Here is a 13,405-nt window from a genome sequence, read left to right on the forward strand (position 1 = left end):
TGGACTGCTGCCGGTGAAGCTGGAATTGTAGGCTCCGGGCCCGTTGGGGCACATGTCCGAAAACGGCCAGTCGCAACCCGGCCGCTGCGTATCATCGAGGCCATGAACCGCGACAGCATCACGCTCCAGCCCGACTCCTGCTACCTGGCCCTGAAAGCCCGGGACGCGCGCTTCGACGGCTGCTTCTTCACCGGCGTCACCTCGACCGGCATCTATTGCCGCCCGGTCTGCAAGGTGCGGGCGCCACGGCGCGAGAACTGCCGCTTCTTCGACCACGCGGCGCAGGCCGAGCAGGCCGGCTTTCGGCCGTGCCTGCGCTGCCGGCCCGAGCTGGCGCCCAACGCGATGCGCTGGTCGATCCAGGACGCCTCGGCCATGCTGGCCCGGCAGGCGGTGCGCCTGCTGGACGAGCCGGACGCGTGGCGCGAGGGCGTTCCGGTGCTGGAACAGCTGGCGGCGCGCCTGGGCGTCAGCGACCGCCATGTGCGGCGCATCTTCGAAGCGGAGTTCGGCGTCTCGCCGGTTCAATACCTGCAGACCCGGCGGCTGCTGACGGCCAAGCAGCTGCTGGCCGACACCGACCTGCCCGTCACGCAGGTGGCGCTGATCAGCGGCTACGGCAGCGTCCGGCGCTTCAACGCCGCGTTCGCCGGCCACTACGGCCTGAACCCGACCGAACTGCGGCGCCGCGGCCCGCAGCGCGAGGGCGACGGCATCGCCGTCAAGCTCGGCTACCGCCCGCCGTATGACGTGCAGGCGATGCTGGGGTTCTTTCGCAAGCGCCAGATCGGCGGCGTGGAACTCGTCCAGCCCGAGCAGCAACGCATGGCCCGCAGTTTCGGGCTCGAGGCGGCGGGCCGCCATCTCAGCGGCTGGCTGGCGGTGGAGTTCCTGCCGGACCAGCACCAGCTGCTGCTGCGGCTGAGCGACTCGCTGCGCGACGCATTGCCGCTGGTGATCCGCCGGGTGCGGGCCTGGCTGGACCTGGATGCCGACCCGGGCAGCATCAACGCCGTGCTGCACGAGCGCTTTCCGGAGGGCGACGGCCTGCGGGTGCCCGGCTCGGTGAGCGGCCACGAGCTGGCGGTGCGGGCGGTGCTCGGCCAGCAGATCACGGTGGCAGCGGCCCGGACGCTGGCGCAGCGGCTGGTCGACCGCTTCGGCGAGCCGGTCGCCACGCCGTGGCCCGCGATCACGCGGCTGTTCCCGACGCCGGCGGCGCTGGCCGCCGCCAGCGGCGACGAACTCGGCCAGCTGGGCATCGTCAAGCAGCGCCAGGCCGCGATCGTCGCGCTCTCGCAGGCGGTGGCCGACAAGCGGCTGGAGCTGCATGCCGGCGCCGACGTGCAGTCCACCATCGCTGCGCTCAAGGCGCTCCCCGGCATCGGCGAGTGGACGGCGCAGTACATCGCGATGCGGGCGCTGCGCTGGCCCGACGCCTTTCCGGCCGGCGACGTCGCGCTGCACAAGGCGCTGGACGTCATGTCGGCGAAGAATCCGGCGCGCGAAGCAGAGGCTGCTTCCCTGGCGTGGACCCCATGGCGCAGCTACGCCGTGATCCGCGCCTGGAGCGCGCCCATCCCTGTCCCAGGAGTCCATCCATGAAATTCCATCCTTCCACCGTGCAGACGCGGTATGCCGGCCCGCTCGGTCCGATGATCGTCGCGGCCACCGACCGGGGCCTGGCCGGCATCTGGTTCGAGGGCCAGCGCCACCTGCCGGACACGACTGCATGGCCGCATGCGCCAGACCATCCGCTGCTGCGCGAAGCGGTGGCGCAGCTGGGCGATTACTTCGCCGGCCGCCGCACGCAATTCGAGCTGCCGCTGGACCTGCAGGGCGGCACCGCCTTCCAGCAGTCGGTGTGGCAGGCGCTGCTGGCCATCCCGGCCGGAGGGACGACAAGCTACGGCGACATCAGCCGGCGGGTCGGCCGGCCGGCGGCGGTGCGCGCCGTCGGCGCCGCCGTCGGCCGCAACCCGCTGAGCATCGTGGTGCCGTGCCACCGGGTGCTGGGCCGCGACGGATCGCTGACCGGCTACGCCGGGGGCCTGGAGCGCAAGAGCGCGCTGCTGGCGCTGGAGGGCGCGATTTGACCGCCGTCGCCCGACCCGCCGCCGTCAGCAGCGGCGCCCTGCGCGGCTGGCTGCCCGATTTCGTGCTGCTGGCCGCGATCTGGGGCGCGTCGTTCCTGTTCATGCGCATGGGCGCCGTGGAATTCGGCGCGGTGCCGACGGCGGCCGCGCGGGTTGTCATCGCCACCGCATTGCTGTGGCCGCTGCTGCTGCTGCGCGGGCTCGGCCCGCAGCTGCGCCGCCACTGGAAGCCGGTGTTCGTGATCGGGCTGCTCAACTCCGGCCTTCCGTTCGTGCTGTTCTCGTTCGCGCTGCTGTCGATCACCACCGGGCTGTCGGCCGTGCTCAATGCGACGGCGCCGATGTTCGGCGCGCTGATCGCCTGGGCCTGGCTGCGGGACCGGCCGACGGCCTCGCGCATCCTGGGCCTGGTGATCGGCTTTTGCGGCGTGGCGCTGCTGGTCTGGGACAAGGCCAGCTTCAAGCCGGACGCGGGTGGCCACTCGCCGGGCTGGGCGATGCTGGCCTGCCTGGGCGCCTGTGTCTGCTACGGAATTGCGGCCAGCGCGGCCAAGCGCTATCTGAGCGGGCTGCCGGCGCTGGTCACCGCCACCGGCAGCCAGATGGGCGCCAGCCTGGGCCTGGTGCTGCCGGCGCTGTGGCTGTGGCCGGCGCAGATGCCCAGCCTGCATGCCTGGCTGGCGGTGCTGGTCCTAGGCGTGGTCTGCACCGGGATTGCCTACGTGCTGTATTTCAGGCTGATCGAGAACGCCGGCCCGCCGCGTGCGTTGGCCGTCACCTTCCTGATCCCGGTGTTTGCCGTGCTGTACGGGCTGCTGTTCCTGGGCGAAACGGTCAACGGCTGGATGGTGTTCTGCGCCGCCGTGATCGTGGCCGGCACCGCGCTGGCCACCGGGCTGCTGGCGCTGCCGCGATTCAAGCGGCGCGGCTGATCAGAAGCGCGGCAGGTCGCCCAGGCTGCGGCCGGGCGCGTCGTCGTCGAGCGTGAGCGTCTCGGTGCCTTCGGGCAGCAGGTCGACCTTGATCTCCGGGCCCGGGGCCAGCCGCCCCTCGTCGTCGGGGAACATCGAGACCACGCGGTCGCCCTCCACCATGCGGTCGATCACCTCCACCACCCGGGCCGGTGACGGCCGCAGGTCCCAGCGCTCGTGGGCGCTGTCGATCAGGCCCATCATGGCGCCGACCACCTGCGAGCCCGAATAGCGAACAGCCGTGATCCCGTAGAGTGCTTTTTCAACCATGGCCGGATTGTTCGCGCCGCCGCCGGCGCAGTCCCTCAGCCAACAGCCCCATCGGACGTCGGAGCCTGCCTACGGTCGGCCCAGGCCGCGTCGACCCGCGGATAAACTGCCAGTCGCATGAACGCCGCCGCCCAGCCCTGCACCGCCGATGCGCCGCCCGCGCTGGGCAAGGCGCACGCGCGCCGGCTGCGCGAGATCTACCGCTCGGCCGGCTGGCCCTGCCAGGACCCGCTGGAGATCGAACTGCTCGCCGCCGGCATGCTGGACCGGATCCGGACCGCCGGCGGCCACGAATCGCTGCGCGTCACCGAGGCGGGCGTGCACATGTTGGCGCAGACATTGGCGCGCAACCGGGCGGCCATGTCGGCGCACGAGGCCCTGGTGGAACGGGTGGCGCTGGAAATGGGCCGGGCCGGCCGCATCGCCTGGCGCGGCCTGAGCCTGCGGGCGCAGGTTCCGTGCGACGAGGCCGGCAAGCCCCTGCGCTGGTGCATGGCCCGGCCCGACGTCTTCTCGATCCGCAACACCTCGGTGGAGGAATACGCCGAGCCGCTGGTGCACGAAGTCAAGGTGCGGCGCGCCGACCTGCTGTCGGACCTGAAACTGGAAGCCAAGCGCGCCTCCTACCGGGACCTCGGTGAATGCTGGTACGTGCTGGGCGCCGATGCGCGGGGCCGCTGCATCGCGGCGCCGGAGGAAGTGCCCCCGGAGTGCGGCGTGCTGGTGCTGGAAGGCGCCCGGTTGCAGGTGGCGCGCCCGGCGCCCAAGCCGCCCCGCCGGGCGCTGCCTTTCGGCATCTGGATGGCGCTGGCCAAGGCGACGCCGGTGGCGGGGCTGGACGAGGGCGCACAGCCGCTGCTGGCCGATTGCGGGGACGTGGACGGGCAGCAGTCGGGCGCCTGAAGGCCCGCTACTGCTTCGGGTGTTCGGAGCGGCCCGGTGGCGGCTCCGGCGATTCGCCCTTCTCGGGATCGTCCGGCGTCCTGGTCACCGGCTCGGGGTTGGCGGGGTCCGGCGGCGGCGGCGACGGTGCCGGCCCGGCGGGCCCGTTCATTCGCGTTCGATGTCGCCGTCCTGCGCCGGCGACTCGTCATCGGACGGAATGTCGTCCTCGTATGCAAGTTCGGGCTCTTCCTTGTCGAGCCCGTTGCGCGGCGGGATCACGCTGTTGGGAATGGCGTTCATGGATGGATCTCCCTGGATGGTTTCAGAACTCAGATATGGGGCGGCTTGGCGCCGGGGTCCTCCGGCTCCGCGGGCGGCAGCATCGGGCCGAACTCGGGCTCCACCGGCAGGTGGGTCGGATTGGGTGCCGCCGATTCGTCTTCGGGCGGCAGGACCGGATCGGGCTCGACAGGATGGATGGGCATAGGAGTGGGAGGGAGTGGCTGGATCAGAAATCGCTCTTGGCCGCCAGCGCGTCTTCCAGGCTGGCCGCACTGTCGGCGGCCTGCAGTTCGGGACTTTCGCCGTGGTCGCGCGGGGGCGAGAAGCCGTCGTCGAGCAGGCGTTGCTCGGGCTCGGCGGCATGCAGGCTGGGATCGATGTCGTAGGGAATCATGGTGCGGCTCCTTTGCATCGATGCTGGCCCGCCACCGGCGCCGGCAGCCTCGGTGCGCAGGCCGATCGCCTGTCGGTGGATGCCCACAGCGCTCAGGCGCTTTCTTCGGCGAGGCGGCGGGCCTCCCGCCGGGCCGGCCGGCCGCTGGCAGGAGCCGGCGACCACTGCCCGATCCGGCGCAGGCCCTGCACCAGGGCATTGGCGCGCTCCATGTCGGCGCCCACCATCGCCATCGCCACTTCGTTGGGCTCGCCCTGGGCCAGCGCCAGGTAGGCCAGGCGCAAGCGCTGGTAATCGCCCTCGGCGCGCGCGAGTTCGCGGCGGGCCTCGGAATCGCCCTCATGGACCTTTCGGCCGTGGCGCGCGGAGGGCTGGCGGGACTGGGCTCTTGAGATCATGCACGCATCCTAGGCAGCCGCTTCCCGGCTCGCTGTAGGACGATGCAGACAATGGCCGGGTCGCGCCTGGCAAGAGGCTCCCACGGCCGAGTTGAATGTCCCCATTAGCAAGATTCCATCACGGACGGCAGCCATCGAAAGTGCCATGCTTGCGTCGTCCACACCAAGATCCCATGCGCACCTGGAAACCAACGATCCAAAGCCTGTTCGGCCTGCTCGGTGGCGCGCAGCGTGCGACGCGCGAGCTGGACGACGCCATCGGCGAGATCCAGGATGCGATGCTGGAAGCGCTGGGCGAGACCGGCATGAAGCGGTTCCCGGCGGTGTCGCGCAGGATCCAGTACGCCCCCGACCTGCAGGCGCTGTGGTACCTGCGCGGCGACCTGATGGCGGCGCTCTCCGCCCTCCATGGCGAGGGCCAGGCCCGTGACATGGTCCAGGACATCTCGGAACAGTTCGGCGGCCTGCTGCCCCGCGGCATGTCCACCCGCCCCAGCCCGCTGGGCAAGTGAGCGCCTCCCTGGCCGGGCGCCGGGATCCGCAACATTGCCGCCATCTGTGTCATATTCACGCCGGGGGTCGACAGGCTGAGCCGCGCGGGCGCGCCGGCGGCCGCTGCGCCGCCCCCGACGGAGGCGCCATGCCAGAGCCAGCAGCCGTTTTTTCGCGCCGGATTGCCGGCTCGTTCAGCGAGATCCACCCGCTCGCCGACGCGATCTCCGAGTGGGCGAGCGTCCAGGCCGTGCCGCCCCGGGTGATCAACAGCGTGATCCTGATGCTCGATGAACTGATCACCAACGTCGTGATGCACGGCTTTCGCGACTCGGGCGAGGGCAGCATCGAGGTCACGCTGGCGATCGAGGACGGCTGCGTCGCCGCCACGGTGCGGGACTCGGCGCCGGCCTTCGATCCCTTTTCCATCCCGGAGGCGGATACCTCGCTGGACGCCGAGGACCGCGGCATCGGCGGCCTCGGCGTGCACTTCGTGCGCAAGATGTCCGACGGGTACGGCTACCGGCGCGACGGCGACATCAACGAAGTGAGCTTGCGCAAGCGCCTGTCCTGAACCGTGAACCGACAGGACACCATCGCCATGAGCCAGCAGCAGCCGGCGCGCAAGCAGGAAAGCACGCAGTTCTTCCGCAATTACAACCGGCTGGTCGGCGCGACCTACCTGGCGATCCTGCTGCTCACCGTCGCCCTGTTCCTGTACCAGATCGTGCAGAAGCAGCGCGAGGAAGTGCAGACCATCGGCGGCCACGTGGCCCGCCACGGCCAGTTCATCGAGTTCATCCTGCGCTCGTCGCTGGACTCGCTGGAGTCGATGCGCATCGCCGCCTCCGAGTCGTTCCGGCTGGCGGGCCCGGGGCCGGGCGCGGGCGCGCAATCGCCGCTGTTCCCGCTGCTGCAGGAAGCCGCCGATGGCTTCAACCTGGACGCGGCGCCCGAGCGCGACGCGACCGGCAACGTCACCGGCACCGGCGCGCTGGCGGGGCGCTCGCCGGCCTTCTACTCCGACCTGAGGATGGCGCTGGGCCTGGGCCCGGTGTTCCAGGCGATCGCGCTGCACCTGCCCAATGCGGCATCGGCCGGGTTCATTTCGCGCGAGCACTTTTCCGATGTCTATCCCTGGGTCGAACACCGCAAGCGGCCGTTCAGCGACAGCGTCTATTCCAGCCCGACCTGGACCATGGGCACGCCGCAGCAGAACCGCAACCGCGAAAAATACTGGCCGCCGGTCTATTACGCCGGCCCGGAAAACGGCCTGCTGGTGCCGACCGCGGCGCCGATCTACAACCGCGACGAATTCCGCGGCGTGGTCTCGATCGAGACCAGCCTGGACTACCTGAACCGGATCAACTCGGACTTCGGCTACAAGCCTGGCACGGTGTTCCTGGTGGACGCCTACGGCGAGGTGCTGGCCCATCCCGGGCTGTTCGCCGACGCCCTGCGGGTGCAGTCGACCAGGCCGGTGGCGCAGGTGATGCCGGCCGGCATCCTGGATCGGCAGCGCGGGCTGGCCGCCATCCCCGCCGATACGCCCACGGAGATCGCCGGCCACCTGGTGGTGCGCCATGCCTTCGTCTCGGCCCCCTGGCAGCTGGTGTACGTCGTCCCCACCCGCGAGATCTGGAGCGCCCTGCTGTGGGAGCGCGGCCCCTTGATGCTGATGGTGGTGCTGGGCCTGACCCTGCTGATGGTGGTGACCTACCTGGTGACGACGCGCGAATTCATCGCGCCAGCCTCCAAGCTGGTCTCGCACATCGCGGCCGAGAGCCAGTTCAAGCCGGCCCCGATCCCGCCCGTGCCCGGCACCTGGAGGCCCTGGTTCGAGACCATTTCGCAGGCCTTCCGCGAGAGCCTGCAGCTGGTGGGGATCCGCCAGGAACTGGACATCGCCGCCAAGATGCAGCTGGCGATCCTGCCGCGCCACTGGCCCGACCGCGAGGAATTCTCGCTGTGGGGACTGATGCGCTCGGCCAAGGAAGTGGGCGGCGATTTCTACGACCACTTCCCGCTCGAGGGCGGGCAGATCGGCATCGTGGTGGCCGACGTGAGCGGCAAGGGCGTGCCGGCCGCGCTGTTCGGCATGGTGTCCAAGACCCTGGTGCGCGCCACCGCCACCCGGTTCAAGGGCGGACCCGGCGAGGCCATCGCCTCGGTCAACGACATCCTGTGCGAGGACAACGACACCTGCATCTTCGTGACCACCTTCTACGGCGTGTACGAACCGGAGAGCGGCCAGCTCACCTACGTCAACGCCGGCCACCCGGCGCCGCTGCTGGTGCACGCCGACGGCAGCAGCGAATTCCTGCCCATGACCGGCGGCACGGCGCTGGGCATCATGGACGGCATCCCGTTCGCGCAGCGGGTGGTGACGCTGCAGCCCGGCGACTGCCTGCTGATGTATTCCGACGGCGTGACCGAGGCTTTCAGCCCGCAGGCTGAGGAGTTCACGCCGGCCCGGCTGCTGCCGCTGTTCGCCGCGGGCGGCATCAAGGATGTGCACGCCGCCGTGCGTACCGTGGTCGCCGCCGTCGACGCGCACGCCAACGGCGCGCCGCAGTCGGACGACATCACCTGCGTGGCGCTGATCCGCCGGGTCGGAGCGCCGGCGCCGGCGCCGGCCCACCGCGCCGCCGAGACCGCGGAGCAGGCATGAGTGCGTCGCTGCGTCGCCTGTTGCCCTGCACCCTGGCGCTTGCCGCGGCCCTGGGGTGTGCGCTGCCGCCCGCGCAGGCGACGTCGCTGGCGGACATCATCCGGCGCGGCAAGCTGGTCGTCGGCGTCAAGAAGGACGTTCCGCTGTGGGGCCAGCTCGACCCCGCCAGTGGCCGAATCGTCGGCCTGGAACCCGATCTCGCGCAACTCGTCGCGGCCGATCTCGGTGTCGCGCTGGAACTGGTGGGTGTGCTGACCGCCGAGCGAGTCGATGCCGTGACCAGCGGGCGGGTCGACATGCTGATCGCCACCCTGTCGGACACGCCCGAACGGCGCAAGCAGATGGACCTGGTGCTGCCGCACTACTACAGCTCGGGGGTGAACCTGCTGGCCCGCAAGAGCGAGAACTTCCGCGACTGGGCCGACCTGCGCAACCGCCGCATCTGCGGCCGGCGCGGCGCCTTCTACAACCGGCCCGTCACCGTCACCTACGGCGCGGACATCGTGCCGCTGTACTCCAACGAATGGGCCAACGCGGCACTGCGCGAAGGCCGCTGCGCCGCCCTGCTCTACGACGACACGGCCATTGCCGCCATGCTGCAGGACCCGCGGTGGGCCACCGATTTCGCGATGCCGCTCAAGACCATCTTCTCGGCGCCCTGGGCAATCGCGCTGGCCCCGGCCGAGCGCGGCGGCGAGCTGGAACAGCGGGTGTCCCGGCTGGTGGCCTCCTGGCACCGCAGCGGCAAGCTGCGCCAGCTGGAACAGGCCTGGCACATCCCGCAGACGAAATTCCTGGCCGACATGAACAGCGTGTGGAACCGCAAGGAGGGCTCCGCTTGGTTCTGCGGCGACCAGGCGACGCCCCGCACGCCGCCGGAGTGCCTCTAGATGCGACCTCCGACCGATGAAAGCCTGTCCGTTCCCGGGCCCGAAGCCCAAGCCCCGGCGGCGCCGGACGGCGGCATCGCCGCCGAGATGGCCACGCTGTACGACCACTACTTCGCGTCGCACGACTACCGCAAGCGCTATCCGCGGCCGAACCGGGCGACGCTGCGCTTCCTGCTGGACCGCGGCGCCGGCAACGCCGGACGGGTGCTCGACTACGGCTGCGGCGACGGCCGCTACGGGCTGCCGCTGCTGCAGCTGGGCGCGGCCCACCTCACCGGCTACGACATCTCGCATGCCGCGATCGCGCAGTTCGCGTCCTTCCTGAAGGACACGCCGCAGGCGGCCCGGGCCACGCTCTATTGCGGCGAGTCCGCGATCCTGGAGGGCACCGGCGGCTACGACATGATCCTGCTGCTGTTCGGCGTCCTCAGCCACGTCGGCGACCGCGACGCTCGCATCGCGGCGCTGCGCCAGATGCGGCGCCTGATCCGCCCGGGCGGCCAGCTGATCCTCACCGTTCCCAGCGTGTTCCGGCGCCGGCCGCTGGAACTGCTGCGCGCGCAGGCGGCCCGCGCGCGCGGCCGCGCCACCGGCACGCAGAAGGAGCCGGGCAACGTATTCTTCACGCGCACCGTCGCGCACGCGCCGCACCGGTTCTTCTACCACCTGTATTCGGTCGCCAGCCTGCACGCCGACCTGGCGGAAGCCGGCTTCGTGCTGCGCGAGGCCTCGCCCGAGAGCATTCTTCCCGAGTGGGTGGTGACCCAGTCGGCCCTGCTCGGACAGCTCGACGCGGCGCTGCTGCCGCTGCTGCCCGCGGCGCTGGGCTACGGCATCCGCGCCGTCGCCCAGCCGGCCTGACATGCAAGCGCCCGCGACCCTTCTCCGGCGCCTGCGGGCCGGCGCGCTGGCCCTTGCAGTGCTGGCGCCCGCGCTGGCGGCGCATGCCACCGGCCCGGCGGCGCACGCACCGGCGGCCCAGCCCTGGCAGCCCGCGCCCAGCGAGCGCCTCAGGCTGATCCGCCAGCGCGGCAGCCTGATCGTCGGCGTCAAGACCGACTATCCACCCTTCGGCATGCTGAATGCGGCCGGCCAGCCCGAGGGCTTCGAGCACGACCTGGCGCAGGACCTGGCCACGCGGCTGGGCGTCAGGCTGACCAGGGTTGCCGTCACCGGCAGCAACCGGCTGCAAAAGCTCCAGGAAGGCGCGATCGACGTGGTGCTGGCGACGCTGGGCGACACGGCCGAGCGCCGGCAGATCGTCACCATGATCGAGCCCGACTACTACGCCTCGGGCGTGACCCTGTTCATGCCGCCGCACAGCTCCTTCAGGACGTGGAACGACACGCGCGCGCAGAAGGTGTGCGCCACCCAGGGCTCGTACTTCAACCGCACGCTGCAGCAGCGCTACCTGTTCGAGCTGGCAATCTACAACAACGCGAGGGACGCCAAGCTGGCGGTGAAGGACGGCCGCTGCATCGGCTACCTGTATGACAACACGGCGCTGATGAACGACCTCGCGCAGCCGGAGTGGCAGGGCTACCGCGCTCCGCTGCCGCCCACCCTGGAAACGCCCTGGGCGCTGGCCATCGCCGACAAGGAGCGCGGCAGCGAGTTCGAGCGCTTCCTGGGCGACACGGTGGCGGACTGGCACCGCAGCGGCCTGCTGATCGCGCGCGAGAAGGCCTGGAACATCGCGCCGTCGAAATTCCTGGCCGAGACCCACGCGTTGTGGACCCGCAGGGAGGCGGATGGCACTCCTTATTGCCGGCGCGGCGCCGACGGCGGCTGGCGGGCGGAATGCCGCAACAAGGTGTTCCTCACGTCCACCGACACCAGCGGCTTCACCCAGCTGGGCCTGTGGCTGAACGAGACCACCGGGCTGAACCTGTCCCTGATCTACGACCCGTTCGACCGGCTGCAGTTCCTGCTCGGGCTGGCGACCACCCTGCTGCTCACCGTCCTGTGCATCGCCGGCAGCCTGGCGCTGGGCCTGACCGGCGCGGTGCTGGCGGAGTCGCGCTACCGCGCGGTCAGCCGGCTGGCGCGGCTGGCCGCGGTGCTGGGCCGGATGACGCCGCCGCTGCTGGTCATGTACCTGATCCTGTTCGGCATCGGCTCGATGCTGGCCGCGCACTACCGCATCTCGCTGCCGTCGATGGCGGTGGTGGTGTGGTGCCTGAGCGCATACACCGGCGCCGGCGTGATGACGGCGCTGCTGGACGCCGCGTCCGCCGTGCGCCACGAGGAGCCGGCGTTCCGGCTGCGCTTTTCCAGCGTGCGCCGGGTCGCCCGGCTGGCCAGCGCGGCGGTGACGGCAGCGCTGGTGAACGTCGCCAAGGCCACCATGATGGCGTCGGCGGTGGCGGTGCCCGAGCTGCTGTCGGCCACCACCGCCATCATCAGCGACCGCGGCAACGTCGGCGTGATGATGAACGCGCTGCTCCTGACCTTCCTGCTGATCGTGTTCGCCGTCGTCCGGCTGCTGCACCGGCTGGAGCGGGCCGTCCTGGCAAGAGTCGAGCCATGAGCCTGGCCGACACCCTGAACCACCTGCTGGCCTGGACGCCCTACCTGCTGGGCGGGTTCGGGCTGAACATCCTGATTTCCCTGGTCGCCATGCTGGTGGGGACGGCGGCCGGCTGGGTGCTGGCCCTGCTGCGGGTGTCGCAGCATCCGCGCCGGGTGCGCGCCGCCCTGGTGGCGACCGAACTCTCCCGCAGCATCCCGACCATCGTGTTCCAGTTCTACCTGGCCTTCATGTTCCCGGTGGAACTGCTGGTGCCGTTCACCACGCAGGTGGTGACTTTTCCGGTCTGGCTCAAGGCCGCGCTGGCCCTGGCCGTTGCGGTGGTGGGGTTCACCAGCGACAACCTTGCAGTGGCTCTGCAGGAGTGGAAAAATGGCAACCACAGGGCGGCTTTCCTGTTCGTTCCGAGCTGGACCAGCTATGCGTTGATCATCGTCATGGCGTCCAGCACCGCATCCATCATCGGCGTGAGCGAGCTGGTGAGCCGCTGCAATACCGTCATCAACGCGACCGGCAACACCCAGCTGATGCTGCCGATCTACCTGTATGCGTGCCTGTTCTTCTTCGCCTTCTGCTGGCCGCTGACGCTGTTGATGAAAAGGATTTCGGCGACGCTGGCCCGCCGGCTGGCGCCGCCCCGCGGCGAGGGCGAGGGTGAAGGCGATGGCGCGGTGGCGGGCCGGGGCGCAGGGGAGCGCTGGCCGGTGACGGAGGGCTGAGCCCTCAAAGTTGAGGAGAGAAGGTCAGCAAAGGCGGAGTCAGAGCCTGCAGCAGTCGTACAAGAAGTCCATGGCTTGCCGCCAGGGGCGGTGCAAATCACGCAGCGAGCAGCAGGAAAAATGATTGCCCAATGGCTCTTCCCGACGCCGTATTGCCTCTTCGTCCGCCTGTCCATCCGGCGCGAACGCTATTTGCTGTTCAAGCAGCTGGCCAGCAAGGTGGCGTTCGCCTACCAGCAGCATTCGCGGCGGATGCGCTGGATGGCCTACGCCACGGTGGCCGGCCCGGAGAACTACGTCTACATCATGATGCCCATGCCGGACCTGGCGGACATGGACAGCATGCCGTCGCTGGACCTGGTGCTGCAGGACGTGTACGGCGCCGAGGGCGCCGTGCTGCTGGAGAAGTTCCAGGAGTGCGTGCTGCACATGGAGACCTTCGTTCTGAACCGGGTGAACGACAAGGTGGAGCCCACTGAGCGCAAGCAGCCGCCGCCCTACCTGTATTACCTGACGCTCAAGGCCCGGCCCAGCCGGATGGGCCAGCTGCTGGAGAGCGTGCAGCAGCTCGGCGCCGCCACCACCGGCTCGCAGATGTTCTGCTACGCCACCTTCGCCGGGCCGATCCGCCTGCATGCCTTCACGATGGGCGGGACGATCGCCGAGCTCGGCGAGATCGCGACGCTGGAGCGCCGCGTCGTCGAGCACTACGGCCAGGAGGAAGGCCGCAAGGTGATCGAGCGCATCCACGATTCGCTGGTCGACATCGAGGTGTCGATCCTGCGCTACATCGGCCACCTGGACTGA

Annotated in this window: 18 protein-coding genes; 12 read left to right on the forward strand and 6 right to left on the reverse strand. The window is 70.3% G+C overall.

Annotated features, from left to right (window positions below; translation table 11 throughout):
* Positions 1-102: 102 nt before the first annotated feature.
* From ACFPOE_RS11020 to ACFPOE_RS11030, 3 genes are read left to right on the forward strand one after another with little or no spacing between them, the layout of a single operon-like run.
* A complete protein-coding gene (locus ACFPOE_RS11020; RefSeq protein ID WP_376850129.1) occupies positions 103-1,605 on the forward strand; it encodes a DNA-3-methyladenine glycosylase 2 family protein in 1,503 nt (500 codons plus the stop codon).
* The gene (locus tag ACFPOE_RS11025; protein ID WP_376850130.1) at positions 1,602-2,096 is read left to right on the forward strand and encodes a methylated-DNA--[protein]-cysteine S-methyltransferase; all 495 of its coding nucleotides are present in this window, start codon (positions 1,602-1,604) and stop codon (positions 2,094-2,096) included. The genes ACFPOE_RS11020 and ACFPOE_RS11025 overlap by 4 nt, the downstream gene beginning before the upstream one ends.
* The gene (locus tag ACFPOE_RS11030; RefSeq protein ID WP_376850131.1) at positions 2,093-3,028 is read left to right on the forward strand and encodes a DMT family transporter; all 936 of its coding nucleotides are present in this window, start codon (positions 2,093-2,095) and stop codon (positions 3,026-3,028) included. Before ACFPOE_RS11025 ends, ACFPOE_RS11030 begins: the two co-directional genes overlap by 4 nt.
* Here the strand turns inward: ACFPOE_RS11030 and ACFPOE_RS11035 are convergent, their stop codons facing one another.
* On the reverse strand, positions 3,029-3,337 hold the full coding sequence (locus ACFPOE_RS11035; RefSeq protein WP_376850132.1) for a hypothetical protein: 309 nt from the start codon (positions 3,335-3,337) through the stop codon (positions 3,029-3,031).
* A 117-nt stretch (positions 3,338-3,454) separates the two neighbouring features.
* Between ACFPOE_RS11035 and ACFPOE_RS11040 the strand changes: the two genes are divergently transcribed.
* A complete protein-coding gene (locus tag ACFPOE_RS11040; RefSeq protein ID WP_376850133.1) occupies positions 3,455-4,240 on the forward strand; it encodes a hypothetical protein in 786 nt (261 codons plus the stop codon).
* A 7-nt stretch (positions 4,241-4,247) separates the two neighbouring features.
* On the opposite strand, the gene ACFPOE_RS11045 is transcribed toward ACFPOE_RS11040, so the two are convergent.
* The 5 genes from ACFPOE_RS11045 to ACFPOE_RS11065 all read right to left on the reverse strand — a co-directional run bounded on the left by ACFPOE_RS11045 (position 4,248) and on the right by ACFPOE_RS11065 (position 5,296).
* Entirely contained in the window at positions 4,248-4,391 is a 144-nt protein-coding gene (locus tag ACFPOE_RS11045) for a hypothetical protein (protein WP_376850134.1), read from the reverse strand.
* On the reverse strand, positions 4,388-4,522 hold the full coding sequence (locus ACFPOE_RS11050; protein WP_376850135.1) for a hypothetical protein: 135 nt from the start codon (positions 4,520-4,522) through the stop codon (positions 4,388-4,390). The genes ACFPOE_RS11045 and ACFPOE_RS11050 overlap by 4 nt, the downstream gene beginning before the upstream one ends.
* A gap of 29 nt (positions 4,523-4,551) precedes the next feature.
* Positions 4,552-4,707, reverse strand: coding sequence for a stereocilin (locus ACFPOE_RS11055; RefSeq protein WP_376850136.1), 156 nt, complete (start codon positions 4,705-4,707; stop codon positions 4,552-4,554).
* Positions 4,708-4,730: 23 nt separating this feature from the next.
* A complete protein-coding gene (locus tag ACFPOE_RS11060) occupies positions 4,731-4,898 on the reverse strand; it encodes a hypothetical protein (RefSeq protein ID WP_376850137.1) in 168 nt (55 codons plus the stop codon).
* 92 nt (positions 4,899-4,990) lie between these two features.
* Positions 4,991-5,296, reverse strand: a complete 306-nt coding sequence (locus ACFPOE_RS11065; RefSeq protein ID WP_376850138.1) for a hypothetical protein — start codon at positions 5,294-5,296, stop codon at positions 4,991-4,993.
* Between the two features lie 173 nt (positions 5,297-5,469).
* On the opposite strand from ACFPOE_RS11065, the gene ACFPOE_RS11070 reads away from it, so the two are divergent.
* The 8 genes from ACFPOE_RS11070 to ACFPOE_RS11105 all read left to right on the forward strand — a co-directional run bounded on the left by ACFPOE_RS11070 (position 5,470) and on the right by ACFPOE_RS11105 (position 13,405).
* Positions 5,470-5,808, forward strand: coding sequence for a hypothetical protein (locus ACFPOE_RS11070; protein WP_376850139.1), 339 nt, complete (start codon positions 5,470-5,472; stop codon positions 5,806-5,808).
* A 128-nt stretch (positions 5,809-5,936) separates the two neighbouring features.
* Positions 5,937-6,362: an ATP-binding protein gene (locus tag ACFPOE_RS11075; protein WP_376850140.1), complete on the forward strand. Its 426-nt coding sequence runs from the start codon at positions 5,937-5,939 to the stop codon at positions 6,360-6,362.
* Between the two features lie 3 nt (positions 6,363-6,365).
* Positions 6,366-8,459, forward strand: a complete 2,094-nt coding sequence (locus ACFPOE_RS11080; protein WP_376850141.1) for a SpoIIE family protein phosphatase — start codon at positions 6,366-6,368, stop codon at positions 8,457-8,459.
* Positions 8,456-9,349 carry a transporter substrate-binding domain-containing protein gene (locus ACFPOE_RS11085; RefSeq protein WP_376850142.1) on the forward strand — a complete coding sequence of 298 codons (894 nt, stop codon included), beginning with the start codon at positions 8,456-8,458 and terminating at the stop codon, positions 9,347-9,349. Before ACFPOE_RS11080 ends, ACFPOE_RS11085 begins: the two co-directional genes overlap by 4 nt.
* Entirely contained in the window at positions 9,350-10,210 is an 861-nt protein-coding gene (locus ACFPOE_RS11090) for a methyltransferase domain-containing protein (protein WP_376850143.1), read from the forward strand.
* Between the two features lies 1 nt (position 10,211).
* Positions 10,212-11,879 carry a transporter substrate-binding domain-containing protein gene (locus tag ACFPOE_RS11095; protein WP_376850144.1) on the forward strand — a complete coding sequence of 556 codons (1,668 nt, stop codon included), beginning with the start codon at positions 10,212-10,214 and terminating at the stop codon, positions 11,877-11,879.
* Positions 11,876-12,598: a polar amino acid ABC transporter permease gene (locus tag ACFPOE_RS11100; protein WP_376850145.1), complete on the forward strand. Its 723-nt coding sequence runs from the start codon at positions 11,876-11,878 to the stop codon at positions 12,596-12,598. The genes ACFPOE_RS11095 and ACFPOE_RS11100 overlap by 4 nt, the downstream gene beginning before the upstream one ends.
* Positions 12,599-12,718: 120 nt before the next feature.
* Positions 12,719-13,405, forward strand: coding sequence for a hypothetical protein (locus ACFPOE_RS11105; protein ID WP_376850146.1), 687 nt, complete (start codon positions 12,719-12,721; stop codon positions 13,403-13,405).

The organism is Caenimonas terrae (assembly GCF_042655405.1).
GTDB classification, from domain to species: Bacteria; Pseudomonadota; Gammaproteobacteria; order Burkholderiales; family Burkholderiaceae_C; genus Ramlibacter; species Ramlibacter terrae_A.

Excerpts from the sequence above, each read along its gene's own strand:
- ACFPOE_RS11020 (WP_376850129.1), top strand. The coding sequence starts at position 103 with ATGAACCGCGACAGCATCACGCTCCAGCCCGACTCCTGCTACCTGGCC.
- ACFPOE_RS11025 (WP_376850130.1), top strand. The coding sequence starts at position 1,602 with ATGAAATTCCATCCTTCCACCGTGCAGACGCGGTATGCCGGCCCGCTC.
- ACFPOE_RS11035 (WP_376850132.1), bottom strand. The coding sequence starts at position 3,337 with ATGGTTGAAAAAGCACTCTACGGGATCACGGCTGTTCGCTATTCGGGC.
- ACFPOE_RS11040 (WP_376850133.1), top strand. The coding sequence starts at position 3,455 with ATGAACGCCGCCGCCCAGCCCTGCACCGCCGATGCGCCGCCCGCGCTG.
- ACFPOE_RS11045 (WP_376850134.1), bottom strand. The coding sequence starts at position 4,391 with ATGAACGGGCCCGCCGGGCCGGCACCGTCGCCGCCGCCGCCGGACCCC.
- ACFPOE_RS11050 (WP_376850135.1), bottom strand. The coding sequence starts at position 4,522 with ATGAACGCCATTCCCAACAGCGTGATCCCGCCGCGCAACGGGCTCGAC.
- ACFPOE_RS11055 (WP_376850136.1), bottom strand. The coding sequence starts at position 4,707 with ATGCCCATCCATCCTGTCGAGCCCGATCCGGTCCTGCCGCCCGAAGAC.
- ACFPOE_RS11060 (WP_376850137.1), bottom strand. The coding sequence starts at position 4,898 with ATGATTCCCTACGACATCGATCCCAGCCTGCATGCCGCCGAGCCCGAG.
- ACFPOE_RS11065 (WP_376850138.1), bottom strand. The coding sequence starts at position 5,296 with ATGATCTCAAGAGCCCAGTCCCGCCAGCCCTCCGCGCGCCACGGCCGA.
- ACFPOE_RS11070 (WP_376850139.1), top strand. The coding sequence starts at position 5,470 with ATGCGCACCTGGAAACCAACGATCCAAAGCCTGTTCGGCCTGCTCGGT.
- ACFPOE_RS11075 (WP_376850140.1), top strand. The coding sequence starts at position 5,937 with ATGCCAGAGCCAGCAGCCGTTTTTTCGCGCCGGATTGCCGGCTCGTTC.
- ACFPOE_RS11085 (WP_376850142.1), top strand. The coding sequence starts at position 8,456 with ATGAGTGCGTCGCTGCGTCGCCTGTTGCCCTGCACCCTGGCGCTTGCC.
- ACFPOE_RS11090 (WP_376850143.1), top strand. The coding sequence starts at position 9,350 with ATGCGACCTCCGACCGATGAAAGCCTGTCCGTTCCCGGGCCCGAAGCC.
- ACFPOE_RS11095 (WP_376850144.1), top strand. The coding sequence starts at position 10,212 with ATGCAAGCGCCCGCGACCCTTCTCCGGCGCCTGCGGGCCGGCGCGCTG.
- ACFPOE_RS11100 (WP_376850145.1), top strand. The coding sequence starts at position 11,876 with ATGAGCCTGGCCGACACCCTGAACCACCTGCTGGCCTGGACGCCCTAC.
- ACFPOE_RS11105 (WP_376850146.1), top strand. The coding sequence starts at position 12,719 with ATGATTGCCCAATGGCTCTTCCCGACGCCGTATTGCCTCTTCGTCCGC.